Source organism: Burkholderia sp. MSMB1588, assembly GCF_001546925.1.
GTDB lineage: Bacteria > Pseudomonadota > Gammaproteobacteria > Burkholderiales > Burkholderiaceae > Burkholderia > Burkholderia humptydooensis.
Genome location: NZ_CM003770.1, coordinates 1,978,347 through 1,991,824 on the forward strand (window position 1 = coordinate 1,978,347; position 13,478 = coordinate 1,991,824).

General features: G+C 67.2%; 9 protein-coding genes and 1 pseudogene. 7 read left to right on the forward strand and 3 right to left on the reverse strand.

Going from position 1 to position 13,478, the window contains the following annotated elements; genetic code table 11:
* Window positions 1-26: 26 nt before the first annotated feature.
* Window positions 27-1,028, forward strand: coding sequence for a pca operon transcription factor PcaQ (gene pcaQ / locus WS92_RS07985; RefSeq protein ID WP_059932824.1), 1,002 nt, complete (start codon window positions 27-29; stop codon window positions 1,026-1,028).
* A 58-nt stretch (window positions 1,029-1,086) separates the two neighbouring features.
* On the opposite strand, the gene WS92_RS07990 is transcribed toward pcaQ, so the two are convergent.
* Both WS92_RS07990 and WS92_RS37125 read right to left on the reverse strand, forming a co-directional pair.
* Window positions 1,087-1,758 carry a hypothetical protein gene (locus WS92_RS07990; RefSeq protein WP_059932822.1) on the reverse strand — a complete coding sequence of 224 codons (672 nt, stop codon included), beginning with the start codon at window positions 1,756-1,758 and terminating at the stop codon, window positions 1,087-1,089.
* A 260-nt stretch (window positions 1,759-2,018) separates the two neighbouring features.
* Window positions 2,019-2,387: pseudogene (locus WS92_RS37125) on the reverse strand (hydrolase).
* Between the two features lie 3 nt (window positions 2,388-2,390).
* Between WS92_RS37125 and WS92_RS08000 the strand changes: the two are divergent.
* Together WS92_RS08000 and WS92_RS08005 are read left to right on the forward strand one after the other, a co-directional pair.
* Entirely contained in the window at window positions 2,391-3,860 is a 1,470-nt protein-coding gene (locus tag WS92_RS08000) for a GGDEF domain-containing protein (protein ID WP_059932883.1), read from the forward strand.
* 124 nt (window positions 3,861-3,984) lie between these two features.
* Window positions 3,985-4,653 carry an O-methyltransferase gene (locus WS92_RS08005; RefSeq protein ID WP_006027059.1) on the forward strand — a complete coding sequence of 223 codons (669 nt, stop codon included), beginning with the start codon at window positions 3,985-3,987 and terminating at the stop codon, window positions 4,651-4,653.
* Between the two features lie 4 nt (window positions 4,654-4,657).
* On the opposite strand, the gene WS92_RS08010 is transcribed toward WS92_RS08005, so the two are convergent.
* Window positions 4,658-5,776 (reverse strand): 3-deoxy-7-phosphoheptulonate synthase, encoded by a 1,119-nt coding sequence (locus tag WS92_RS08010; RefSeq protein WP_059932821.1) that lies wholly within the window; start codon window positions 5,774-5,776, stop codon window positions 4,658-4,660.
* Window positions 5,777-6,106: 330 nt separating this feature from the next.
* Here WS92_RS08010 and WS92_RS34435 point away from each other — a divergent pair, with 330 nt between their 5' ends.
* From WS92_RS34435 to WS92_RS08025, 4 genes are all read left to right on the forward strand, one after another.
* Window positions 6,107-6,382 carry a hypothetical protein gene (locus WS92_RS34435; RefSeq protein ID WP_141667991.1) on the forward strand — a complete coding sequence of 92 codons (276 nt, stop codon included), beginning with the start codon at window positions 6,107-6,109 and terminating at the stop codon, window positions 6,380-6,382.
* Complete coding sequence (locus WS92_RS08015) at window positions 6,379-7,809, forward strand: response regulator c-di-GMP phosphodiesterase, NosR family (RefSeq protein WP_059932818.1); 1,431 nt, start codon at window positions 6,379-6,381, stop codon at window positions 7,807-7,809. Before WS92_RS34435 ends, WS92_RS08015 begins: the two co-directional genes overlap by 4 nt.
* Before the next feature lie 206 nt (window positions 7,810-8,015).
* A complete protein-coding gene (locus tag WS92_RS08020; RefSeq protein ID WP_059932816.1) occupies window positions 8,016-11,345 on the forward strand; it encodes an amino acid permease in 3,330 nt (1,109 codons plus the stop codon).
* Window positions 11,342-13,471, forward strand: a complete 2,130-nt coding sequence (locus WS92_RS08025) for a putative bifunctional diguanylate cyclase/phosphodiesterase (protein WP_059932814.1) — start codon at window positions 11,342-11,344, stop codon at window positions 13,469-13,471. Before WS92_RS08020 ends, WS92_RS08025 begins: the two co-directional genes overlap by 4 nt.
* Window positions 13,472-13,478 lie beyond the last annotated feature (7 nt).

Consider the following 13,478-nt stretch of genomic DNA (forward strand, 5'->3'; position numbering starts at 1 on the left):
TATCGCTGATCGTATAACCAGACGTTATGCAAAACCGGATCGCCGACGGCCGGGTCAAGTTCCGGCATCTGCAGTGCTTTCTCGCGGTCGCGCAGTTCGGCGGCGTGCAGAAGGCCGCGCAAAGCCTGTCGATCACGCAGCCGGCCGTGTCGAAGACGATCGCCGAGCTCGAAGCGATCCTCGGCGTGCGGTTGTTCGAGCGCGGCCGGCAGGGCGCGCGGCCGACGCGCGAGGGGCAGCTCTTCATTCCGCACGCGAGCGCGTGCGTGCTCGCGCTGCGGCAGGGCGTGGGGCTCCTCGCGCGCGAGAGCGGCGGCGCGGCGGCGACGCTCGAGATCGGCATGCTGCCGACCGTCGCCGCGTCGCTCGCGCCCGCCGTGCTGAAGGTGCTCGCGAGCGAATGGCCGCGCGCGGTCGTGCGGATCACGACCGCCGCGAACGCCGAGCTGCTCGAGCGGCTGAAAGCGGGCGCGATCGAGTGCGCGATCGGGCGGCTGTCGGAGCCCGAGCGGATGGTCGGGCTGTCGTTCGAGCATCTGTACAACGAGCCGCTCGTCGCGGTCGTGCGCGCGGGCCATCCGCTCGCGGCGAGCGCTTCGCCCGCCGCGCAGCTCGCGCGCTACCCGGTCGTGCTGCCGCCTTACGGCACGATGATCCGGCAGGCGGCCGAGCAACTGCTGGGCGCGTGCGGCGCGCCGCCGCTCGAATCGTTCGTCGAGGTGCTGTCGGTGTCGGTCGCGCGCGCGCTCGCGCTCGAGAACGACGCGGTCTGGTTCGTGCCGCGCCACGCGGCCGAATTCGATCTCGCGGCCGGCACGCTCGTGCGGCTCGCGCTGCCCGTCGAGGGCGCGGACGAGCCGGTCGGGCTGATCCTGCGCACCGACGCGCAGCCGTCGCCCGTCGCGCGCGCGCTGATCGACGCGGTGCGGGCGGTTGCGCGGCGGCGGCTGGGCGCGGCGGGCGGGCGCACGCGCGGCGGGCGGGGCGCGGCGAACCAGCGGCGCGGCGGGGGCGGGCGCAACGCGTGACGCCGGCGGTTGGCGTGCGCCGCCGCGCCGTCCCGCGCGACCAACGACGAGCGTCCGCTCACGCCATGCCGAGCTTCCCGAAATCGAAGCGTTCTTCCGACAGCAGGAAGCCGCTCGATTTCTTGCCCGGCTCCGAGCCCTTGATCTGGCATTGCTTGAGCAGCGAGAGATACGTGTTCTGCCTGTAGCCGCTGTCCGGCGCGGGCTCGACATAGCGCACCCACAGCTCGAGCGCGTCCTTGTTCGGCATCGCGATGAAATGCCCGGCGTCGCGCAGGGTGTTGACGTACGCGCTCGACATCCACCATGCATACGCAGTGCGGCTGCGCGTCAGCTCGCCGCGCGTATCGACGAACAGCACGCACGCGAGCGCCGAATTGGGCGTCGCGCAGATCAGATCCAGGTCGGCCGGCTTGATCGGGAAATAGCCTTCCCAGCTCGGCCGCTCGCCTTTTTCCTTCGGCGACGCGACGGGCGCGGCCTGGCGGCTCTTGACCTGCACGTAGACCGGCGTTTCGGGCACGCCGCGCTCGACGGGCCGCGGCGCATCGTCGAGCCGCGACAGATGCCGGTACGCGCGCGTGACGACGAGATCGAAGCCCTTGTCGATCGGCAGCTTGAACGCCTCCATGTTGTGGCGGAAGCACTCGGACATGATGTAGTGCTCGCCGGCCGCGCCGATGTAGAGGAATTCGGTGGGAACGGATGATGACGATTTCGCGTTGGCCATGTCGTGAATGAACGTTGTTTGAGTCGGAGCGGCGGTTGCGCCGCTTGCAGTTCGAATGCGCGATGCTTGGGCGCGTTTCGGCGTTTGGCGCCCTAAGCGAATCGCGCATCCGGTCGAACGCGTTGTTCGGCGCGCTTGCGCGTCATGCAAAAGTACGCCGGACGGCATCGCGCGCGCAAGCGCGCCTCGCATCGCCGGGCTGCGCCCGCGGCCGCGCGGGCATGGCGGAAACGAATCGGCGGCAACGTGCGCTGTGGGCGTTATCGGCGTCGATCGGGCGTTCTTGAGCACTTTCCTGCGACGTGTATCGGATTGCAGTGCGCGAGGTCAACATTGCGCCGAACGTTCGATAGAATGGCCGCTCGTCGCGTTGCGCGACGTCGATTCAAAATGCCTTCCGATCGATTGCCCCGCGTCGCCGATTCGGCGCGCCGACGCACTTTGTGATCGGAATTTTCCGATCCGGTTCGGTCTGTCGGCGCGCGATGCGCGCCGTTTCGATGCGCGTCGTGCCGCGCGCGTCGCAGACAATGGCCGACGATGTTTTTCGTGACGAAGCGCATCGCGCTCATCAGACAAGCATGAAATCGATACATGCCGGCTTGCGCCGACGGCGAGGGCCGTCGCACCGGATGCCGCTCGGCTACATGGTGATCGCCGGCGCGGTGGCGATTGCGATCGTCATGATGTCCATCTGCGCGGCGATCCTGCGCGACAGCCGCGACGACGCATTCGAGCACGCGCAACGCGCCGCGCGCAACACGCTGCAGATGATCGAGCGCGACGTCGCGCGCGGCTTTCGTCTGTACGACCGCATGCTCGCGCGCATCGCCGCGCAGCTCGGCGAGCGCCGCATCGCCGCGCTGCCCGCCGACCTGCGCCGCGAGATCCTGTTCGATGCCGCGGCGGCCGCGAACGAGGCCGGCGTGATGTACGTGCTCGACGCGCGCGGGCATGTGACGCTCGCGTCGACGAGCGGCCCGCTGCCGACCGCGAGCTTCGCGTCGTACGATTTCTTCGCCGCGCAGCGCGACGCGCCGACGCTCGGCACGTATCTGAGCGGGCCGTACCGGATGCCGTCGCGCGACGGCGAGCCGTGCATCGCGCTGTCGCGCCGCATCGAGCGCGCGGACGGCGCGTTCGCGGGCGTCGTCGTGCTCGCGGTGCGCGTCGCGTATTTCCAGCAGTTGCTGGCGGCGGCGAGTGCGGGCCCCCACGGCGCGCTTGCGCTGATGCACGCGGACGGGCGCGTCCTGATGCGGATTCCGTTCGACGAGAAGTCCGTCGGCCTCGACCTGAGCGGAACGAGCCTCTACTCGCGCATGCAATTCGGCCGCTCGGGCGAGTTCTTCGACGTCGAGCCGATCGATCACGTGAAGCGCTTCTACCTGTATCGTCGGCTCGACGACGTTCCGCTGATCGTGCAGGTCGCGCTCGCGGACGACGACATCCATGCGACGTGGCGTGTGCGCGCGTGGCGCTTCGGCGTGCTCACGGGCCTGTTCGCGCTGATCTTCGTCGTGATGAGCGCGTATCTCGCGCATTCGCTGTGGCGCAAGTCGACGGCCGAGGCGGCGCTCGCGCGGCTCGCCGGCACCGACAGCCTCACGGGCCTGCACAACCGGCGCGCGCTCGACGAGACGCTCGAGCGCGAATGGCGGCGCGCGATGGGCGGCGCGCGTCCGCTCGCGATCCTGTTCGTCGACATCGACCACTTCAAGCGCTACAACGACACATACGGCCATCAGGTCGGCGACGAGGTGCTCGCGACCGTGTCGCGCTGCATCGCGCAGCAGGCGGCGCGCTTGGGCGACGTCGTCGCGCGCTACGGCGGCGAGGAATTCGTCGTCGTGCTGCCGGATACGCCGCGCGGCGGCGCGCTCGTCGTCGCCGAGCGCGTGCGTCTCGGCGTGCGGATGCTCGGCATCGAGCACGAAGGCTCGGAGGTCGGGTTCGTCACGGTCAGCGTCGGCGTCGCGGTGTGGCAGCCGGACGGCGCGTCCGCGCCGCCCATCGCCGCGATCGTCGAGGCGGCCGATCAGGCGCTCTATCAGGCGAAGGCGGGCGGGCGCAATCGCATCGTCGATGTCGGGCTCGGTTGAGTCGAGCCCGGTGGGCGCGGCGGGGCGGCGTTTGGCGGCATCGGCGAGCGGATCGGGCGCGAAGGACGCGGGCCGTTCGCCATAGAATGACCTTCCCCCGACATGAGAACGAGAAAGGTGCGCAATGAACGAACGGCAATGGAGCGCGGTCGACGATTTCTTCTGTAGCCAACTGGCGCCGTCCGATCCGGCGCTGGATGCGGCGCTGGCGTCGAGCAGGGCGGCCGGTCTGCCCGCGATCAACGTCACCGCGAATCAAGGCAAATTCCTGAACCTGCTCGCGACGATTCGCGGCGCGCGCCGGATTCTCGAACTCGGCACGCTGGGCGGCTACAGCACGATCTGGCTCGCGCGGGCGCTGCCGCCGGGCGGCGCGCTGGTCACGCTCGAGGCGAACCCCGATTACGCGGCGCTCGCGCGCGAGAACATCGGGCGCGCGGGATTGGACAGCGTCGTGTCGGTCGTCGTCGGCCGCGCGAAGGAGAGCCTCGAGCGGCTGATCGCCGAGCGCGCCGAGCCGTTCGATCTGATCTTCCTCGACGCCGACAAGGACAGCTATCCGGCGTATCTGCCGCTGACGGTCGCGCTGTCGCGTCCGGGGACGGTGATCGTCGCCGACAACGTCGTGCGGCAAGGGCGCGTCGCGGACCCGCAGAACCATGACCCGGACGCGCTCGGCGTGCGCGAATATTTCCGGCTGATCGCCGCGCATCCGCGCCTGTCGACGACCGCGCTGCAGACCGTCGGCTCGAAAGGCTGGGACGGGTTCGCGCTGACGGTCGTGACGGCGTAGGCCGTCAGGCCGTGCGCCGCCGCCGCACCGCCTGCGCGAGCGCGTCGAGCACGGGCTCGGTCTGCGCCCAGCTCAGGCACGCGTCGGTGATCGACACGCCGTATTGCAGCGGCGTGCCGGGCTTCAGATCCTGCCGGCCGGCCTCCAGATTGCTCTCGACCATCACGCCGGTGATGCGCCGCTCGCCGTCCGACAGTTGCCGCGCGAGGTCCTCGGCGACGTTGACCTGCCGCAGGTGCGACTTGTTCGAATTCGCGTGCGAGCAGTCGACCATCACCTGCTCGCGCAAGCCCGCCGTGCGCAGCACCGCGCACGCATCGTCGATGCTCGCGCGGTCGTAGTTCGGGCCCTTCTTGCCGCCGCGCAGGATCACGTGCGCGTCTTCGTTGCCGCGCGTCTCGAAGATCGCGGCCATGCCCATCTTCGTCATGCCCATGAATGCGTGGCTCGCGCGCGCCGCGACGATCGCGTCGGCCGCCACCTGCACGCCGCCGTCGGTGCCGTTCTTGAAGCCGATCGGGCAGCTCAGCCCCGACGCGAGCTGCCGGTGGCTCTGGCTCTCGGTCGTGCGCGCGCCGATCGCGCCCCACGCGATCAGATCCGCGATGTACTGCGGGCTCAGCAGATCGAGGAATTCGGTGCCGGCGGGCAGGCCGAGCGCGTTGATGTCGATGAGCAGCCGGCGCGCGGCGCGCAGCCCTTCGTTGATGCGGAAGCTGCCGTCGAGGCGCGGATCGTTGATGTAGCCCTTCCAGCCGACCGTCGTGCGCGGCTTCTCGAAATACACGCGCATCACGATCAGCAGATCGTCGCACAGCGCGTCGGCGGCGGCCTTCAGCCGGCGCGCGTAGTCGAGCGCCTGATCGTGATCGTGGATCGAGCATGGGCCGACGATTGCGAGCAGGCGGTCGTCGCGGCCGTGCAGCACGCCGCCGATCGCGTTGCGGCTCGCCTCGACGAGCGCCTGGACGGCGCTCGGCACGGGCAGTTCGTCCTGCAGCAGCGCGGGCGAGATGAGCGGGCGCACCGCGCCGATGCGCACGTCGTCGATGCGCGTCGTGTCTTGCGTCGTGTCGGCGGAGCCGGCTTCCCGGTCGCGCTGCGGATTGTCGATGTTTTGCATGGTGGGGTTCCGGTTCTGCTGAATCAGCCACGATTATGGCATTCGCGCCGAGCGCGGCGCGCCGATCGGCTGCGCGTCGCGCTGCGCCGCCGCAAACGACCGCGTCATGTCATAGCCTGACGAGTCCCTCTTTCGGCTGCGCAGCGGACGGCGATGGCGCACTGGCCAACCAGCAGTGTGCCGCCCGTGCTTCGTCCGTGCCGTCATTGCGTTTCATCGTGGGTCGATATGTGAGCGCGTCGCTGATTTTGCTGCGAGAAAAATTTCCAATAGCCATCAAATAGAGAAATTCAGCCGACAGTCATTTTTGATGTAGGAGTCTTTCCGTTGATGTCAGGCTTTTCCTACACGGCGCACGCCGGCGAACCAGTTGCCTCGGCGAAAGCCATTTTCGCGAATGCGCCGCTTCCTTTCATCTCTTTCATTCTTTTCCCGGCACGGCAGCGACGGTCGTTCACACGCTTCTGGCGTGATTTTCATTTATTGAAAAACAGGCTGGTTGAGTTATTTAAAATGGATATTCCCTTCGTGTTTCCCCCGATATATTCGCGGCTATTTCCGCCGATATCCAAGGAGCAAGGACGGCCGGAAATGGGGGCATCATGATCGAACATGAAAAGGTGACGAATCCATTTATCCCTGTTAATGATGGGGGGGCGGACATCGTCAATGGAGCGCCAGCGACATTCGCGGAACATGAAGCGAGTGCATCCGCGCCTGCGCCCACCGTCCTGCTCGTCGACGACGAACTTGGCGTGCTTTCGTCACTCAGGCGCCTGTTCCGAACGACCCGATACCAGGTCCTGACCGCCGACAGCGCCGCTGCCGCCCTGGACATTCTCGCCTGCAACACGGTCGACGTCATCATCTCCGACATGCGGATGCCGTACATGAACGGAGCGGATTTCCTCGCCCGCGCGCGGACGCTGTACCCGGATACGACCCGCATCCTGCTCACCGGCTATTCGGAGATCGACCTGGCCGTGCGGGCCATCAACGAAGGGGCCGTCTACCGTTACCTGACCAAGCCCTGGGATGATCGCGAGGTGCTGCTCGCCGTCGACGAGGCGATCGAGCAGCAGCGGCTGCGCCGTGAAAACGCGCGGCTGGGCGAGGTCGCCAGCCGGCAGAACGAGGCGCTTCGCACTTTCAATACCGCACTCGAAGTCCAGGTGAACGCCCGCACCGAGGAGCTCCGTCAGACGGTGATGTTTCTCGACGATGCCCAAAGCGACCTGAAGCACAACTTCACGGCGATGGTTCAGGTTTGCGCGAACATGATCGAGCTGCGCTGCGGTGTGATGGGGGGCGAATCGCTGCGTATCGGCGAAGCTGCGCGCAGTCTTGCGCTGGCTTTCGGCATGAGCGGTCTGCAGGCGCTGGAACTGTTCTTCGCGGGGCTGCTGCACGGCATCGGCAAGCTGTCGCTGCCGGACGAATTGCTGCGCAAGCCGCTCGATCGCATGTCCGCGGAAGAAAGCCAGTTGTACTACCAGCATGCGCTGCGTGCGCAGATGGTGCTTACGCCCGTGCAGCAGCTCCAGTCTGTCGCGCACATCATCCGCCATCAGTACGAGCGCTTCAATGGACGCGGCACGCCCGACGGCCTCGCAGGGGAGGAGATCCCGTTCGGCTCGCGCCTTCTCGCGGTGGCGCGCGACTTCGAGGCGTTGCGCGGAGGCAGCATGGTCAGCCAGCCGTTCACGGCAGAACAGGCGCTCAGGATGCTCGTGTCGCAGTCGGGCATGCGCTACGACCCGGCGATCGTCGAGCAATTCGTTGCCCTGTCGAAAGATCCCTCTGCGTTGGCGGGACCGGGAGCGGTCTCGCAAGTCAACGCCTCGCAACTGCGGGAGGGCATGCGGCTCGCCGGCGATCTGCGTACCAACGGCGGCATTCTGCTCGTGACCCGGGGCAGCGTGGTGTCTTCGCACCAGGTCGCGCAGCTTCGGCGATTCGAGGCGCAGGAGGCAGCGCCGTTCGAGATCGTGATTCACGAGTCTGCCGGTGCGGTGCCGCAGCGCAACGTGTGAGATGACGGCCGTCATCCGGCGCCGCGCACGCTCGATCGCGGAATGTCAACGAATGACGATGCGTGCTATCGGAACGATCGCCGTGTCCACGCGGCAGGAAACGCATTGCCGCGCCGATTTGCGGCGCAACGGCAAGCGGTGCGGGCGGTTGCAGTTGCCGGACCGCGTGAGGAAAACGCCTGAAAGGCCGTAAGTGAGGATGCGTCATGGAAGCGACAGCGAACGAAACGCCACGCCGGCATCCGCGCACGCTGGGATGGGTAGGTACGACCGCGCTGGCGATGGGCGGCAGCAACCAGAGCCTGTTTCTGCTCGCGGCGCTCTTTGCCGGGCAGGGCGACATTCCCGGGCAGGGCAGCGCCGCCGTTCCGCTGCTCATCGCCGGGCTGCTGCTCAGCTATGCCGCCGCGCCAGGGTGGATCGAGCTGGTGTTGATGTCGCCGACGCGCGTGGGCGGGATCGCGGCTGCGTGCACCGAAGCATTCAGGCGCTACGGGGAAATCCTCTCCACGCTTGCCGGCGTGTGTTACTGGTGGGGCTGGGTGCCTACCTGCGGTCTGACCGCAATCTTTTCGGCGACGGCGATCAACGAATGGTATCTGCCGGGGGTGCCCGTTACCGTACTCGCTTGCGCGCTCGTCGCCGCGTTCACGTTCGTCAACCTGTGCGGCATCCGATGGGTCACGCGGCTCGCGATACCGATCGCGACTGCATCGGCCGGGCTGGCGTTCATCTCGGCGATAGCGCCGGTCATGGCCGGCACGGTCGACTGGCGCCGTGCCGCGGATTTTCACCTGACGACGCCATTTGCAGGGCACTTCGGCGAACTCACGTCGCTGATGGCCGGGCTGTATCTGATCGGCTTTGCCGCACCGGCATTCGAGGCCGCCACGTGTCACGTCGGCGAGACGGCCGATCAGAACCGCAACGTGCCGCGCGCGATGCTGGCGAGCGCGGCGATGGCCGGACTCTATTTTGCGGTGTTGCCTGGGGTATGGCTGGGCCTGCTGGGTCCGGGCCCGCTTGGCCAGGATCTCGGCCAGGTGCTGGGGCCGAGCTTCGCGCCGGTGTTCGGCAGTCTCGCGAAGGCCGCGGCGATCTGGTTCATGATGTTCAACATGTTTCATGGCACGATACAGCCGCTTGCCGGCGCCTCGCGCACGCTTGCCCAACTGTCCGAGGATGGCGTGGCGCCCAGGTTTCTCGCGTTGCGCAACCGGGCCGACGTGCCGTGGTGCGCGACGCTCGTGACGGCGGGTTTCTCGTTGGGGCTGCTGCTGCTCGGCGACCCCGTCTGGCTGCTTGCGGCGGCGAACTTCACATACCTCACGAGCATCTTTCTTTGCAGTGTCGCCGTGTGGCTGCTGCGGCGCGATGCGCCTCTCGCGCGCCGGCCGTACCGGGCGCCGCGCGGTACGATCGGCCTCGGCCTTGCCGCCGCGGGCGTATGGATGCTCTCGGGCGTGCTCGGCTTCGAGCAGTACGGCCTGCCGACGGTCGTATGCGGCCTGGCGTTCGCGTATTCCGGCGCGGCGCTTTTTGCGTGGCGCAAGTGGGAGGATCGCCGCCGCGCGGGCCTGCCGGGGATCGGCGACACGCTGCACTTCAAGCTGACGGGCGCAATGCTGCTCGTGCTGGCGCTCGATGGCGCAGGCTACATGCTGGCGATCAGCCAGATTGCCCGGAAGAACGGGCCGATGGAAACCGCGCTCGAGGACATCTTCGTCGCCGTCGCAATGCTGACGGTCACCGTCGGCATTGTGCTGCCGGGCATGATTGCGCATTCCGCCGACGAACTGAGCCGCGCGGCCCGCCGTCTCGCGACCGGCACGCTCAAGGACTTTTCGAACGCGATGAGCGCGCTGGGCCGAGGCGATCTGGACGGCGCCTATGCGAACTTCGCGCCTGACCGGCTCCGGGGCCACGGGGGCGACGAACTGGGCCGGATGGCCGAGAGCTTCAATATGCTGCAGTCGGAGATCGGCATTGCCGCGATGGGGCTCGGCGATGCGCGCGAAGGCCTGCGGCGGGCGCGCAGCGAGCTGACGAACGCCAATCTCGATCTGCAGCGGGCCCATGACAGCCTCGAAGAGCGGGTGCGGCAGCGCACGCGCGAACTGCAGGAAGCCAACCGCGCCAAGTCGATTTTCCTCGCCAACATGAGCCACGAACTGCGCACGCCGCTCAATGCGATTCTCGGCTACGCGCAGTGGTTTCGGCGCGACGCGGCGGCCGGCGAGCGGCAGGTGCGCGCGGCCAGCATCATCAAGCAAAGCGGCGAACACCTGCTGATGCTGATCACCGACATTCTCGACCTCGCGAAGATCGAGGCAGGCAAGCTCGACCTGTGTCCGGGCCCGGCCGGGCTCGACGGCGTGCTGTCGAGCGTGATGGACATCATTCGCGTGAAGAGCGAGGAAAAAGGGCTGGCCTGCGTGCTCGATGCCGCTTCTGACTTGCCGCCCTCCGTATGGATCGACGACAAGCGCCTGCGTCAGGTGCTGCTCAATCTGCTCGGCAACGCGGTGAAATTCACGTCGCGCGGACGCGTGGAACTGCGTGTGAGCCTGCTGCAGCCTGCGGATGAACTCGCTCGTGTCCGATTCGAAGTCCGTGACACCGGCGTGGGCATTGCCCACGACAGGCTCACGAGCATTTTCGATCCGTTCGAACAGGCGGGCGAAGCGCAAAGCCGCGCGGGCGGCACGGGGCTGGGGCTGTCCATCAGCCGGCAACTCGTGCGGCTGATGGGGGGCGAGATCGAGGTCGAAAGCGAGCCCGGCGCCGGCAGCCGGTTCTGGTTCGACCTCGAACTGGCGGTGGTCGAGGTGGCGCCCGCGCGTGCGCAGCCAGCGCGGAGCATCACCGGATATCAGGGCGCCCGCCGCCGGCGCCTGCTGGTCGTCGACGACATCGATGCGAACCGGTCGGTGCTGCGCGACACGCTGGGCGCCTTGGGCTTCGACATCGACGAAGCCGTCAATGGCGTCGAGGCAATCCATGCGGCGGAGAACGACCGACCGGATCTGATCCTGATGGACATTTGCATGCCGGTCATGAACGGCATGGAGGCGACCCGGCGGATTCGCGAGATTCCGGCATTGCGGGATGTGCCGATCATCGCGGTATCGGCCAGCGCCACGCCGGAGGACGCGGCGGCCGCGCTCGCGGCGGGCGCCTCCATGTTTCTGCCCAAGCCGGTGGATCACGACCGGTTGCTGGGCGGACTCGGCACGCTGCTCGGGCTGCAGTGGCGCCATGAGGCCTCCGGGTCGAACGCGGAGCGCGCCGGGGACACGCCGTCCATCGAGCCGATGGCGATTCCGGATGAAGGGCGGATGGCGCATCTGTACCGGCTCGCACTCGCCGGTAACATGCGCGCGATCCGGCTTTGGGCGGAAGAACTCATCACAGCCGAGCCGCAATGCCGCGTGTTTGCGGACAGGCTGACGGAAATGGCAAAGGGCTACCGGTCCGAGGCGATTCTCAGGCTTGTCGAAACCTACATCAATCCGGCACAGGTAACCGAAACATGAACGACGAAACGATGATTCCCGAATGGCGGGCGCAGACGGTCCTCGTGGTTGACGACACGCCGGCCAATCTCGAACTGGCCGTGAGCGCGCTCGAGGCCGATGGGCTTGAAGTCCTGGTCGCGCAGAGCGGCGAGGAGGCGATCAGGCGAGCGCAGCTCGTCGTGCCCGATCTGGTCCTGCTGGACGTGATGATGCCGGGCATCGACGGCTTCGAGACGTGCCGCCGTCTGAAGGCGATCGACCATACGCGCGACGCGCCCGTCATTTTCATGACCGCGCTCTCGGACGTGCAGGACAAGGTTGCCGGTTTCGCCGCGGGCGGCATCGACTATCTCACCAAGCCGTTCCAGATCGTCGAGCTGGCGGCGAGGGTGAAGACGCATCTCGCGCTGCGCGCGGCGCAGCAGCAACTGGTTCTCGCGAACGCGCGGCTCGCTTCGTCCGAGGCGCGTTACCGGCGCCTGTTCGAGACGGCGAGCGACGGAATCATCCTCGTCGACATGGCGGGCGGCCGGATTACGGATGTCAATGCGTCGCTGGTGGAGATGCTGGGCTTCGAGCGCGACCACTTCGTCGGGCGGCCGATCGGAAGCGTGCCGCCGTTCGAAGCCGTTCCTGAATGCGCGAGTCTGTGCGCGACGCTCGCGGCAAGCGGAGAGATCCGGTGCGAACACACGTCGCTCGCGACGGCCACGGGTACGCTGCTCGACGTCGAGTTTCTCGCGAGCCTCTATACCGTCGGCGGAGCAAGGATCGTTCAGTGCAACGTGCGCGACATCACGGAGCGCAAGCAGGCCGAAGCGCGTGTCCGGTACATGGCGCTGCATGATGCGCTCACGGGCCTGCCCAATCGCGCGCTGTTGCAGGAGCACCTCGCCCAGGCAATCGCACGGGCGCGACGCGAAGGCGGGCGCGTGGCCGCATTGATGCTCGATCTGGACCGCTTCAAGCACGTGAACGATTCGCTTGGCCACCATATCGGCGACCGGCTGCTCGAGGCGGCGTCGATGCGCTTGCGCGGCTGCCTGCGCGAAGGCGACACGGTTGCGCGCCTCGGCGGCGACGAGTTTGTGATCGGCCTTGCGGATGTGGATGGCGATCAGGGCGCTGGCGAGGTCGCAACAAGGGTATTGACCACGCTGTCGCGCCCGTTCTTCGTGGAAAACCATGAACTGCACGTGGGCTGCAGCATCGGCATCAGCCGTTATCCGGCCGACGGCGAAGACGTGCAGACACTTCTGCGGGCCGCCGATACGGCGATGTATGACGCGAAAGCGAACGGACGCGGAATTTACCGCTTCTTCACGCCCGAACTCAATGCGGCCGCGCAACAGCGCCTCGCGTTGGCCCGCGACATCCGGTATGCGTTTGATCGCGGCGAGTTCGTGCTGCATTACCAGCCGCAGGTCTGCACGCATTCGGGTGCGATCACGGGCGTCGAGGCATTGCTGCGCTGGCGGCATCCCGAGCATGGCCTGATCTCGCCGCTGCAGTTCGTGCCGATGCTGGAGGAACTCGGCCTGATCGTCGCGGTTGGCCAATGGGTATTGCGCACGGCCTGCCAGCAGAGCGTCCAGTGGCAGTCGGCGGGACTGCCGCCCGTCAGGATGGCGGTCAACCTCTCGGCGTACCAGCTCCAGCGCGGCGACATCGTTCGCACCGTCGACGAGGCGCTGCGCGAGACAGGCCTTGCCGCCGAATGGTTGGAGCTCGAGTTGACCGAGACGATGGCCCTCTACAACGCTCAGGAGGCGATCCGGATCATGCGCGAATTCAAGCAGCTTGGTGTGAGCCTCTCTCTGGACGACTTCGGCACGGGCTGGTCGTCGCTGTCGTACCTGCGCCAGTTCCCGATCGACCGCATCAAGATCGACCGTTCGTTCATTCGTGACGTGGTCACTCATCCGGGTGCCTCGGCGGTGGTCCAGGGCATCATGACTCTCGCGAACCATCTCGGGCTGCAATGCATCGCGGAAGGCGTGGAGACCGTCCAGCAATTCGGATTTTTGCAGGAGCGCGCGTGCGGGGAGATTCAGGGATTTCTGGTGAGTCCGGCGCTGCCTGCCCATGAGTGTGCGGTCCTGCTCGCGGGCGACGAGAGCCCTGTTCCCGAATCCATCGTTTGATGGCCGG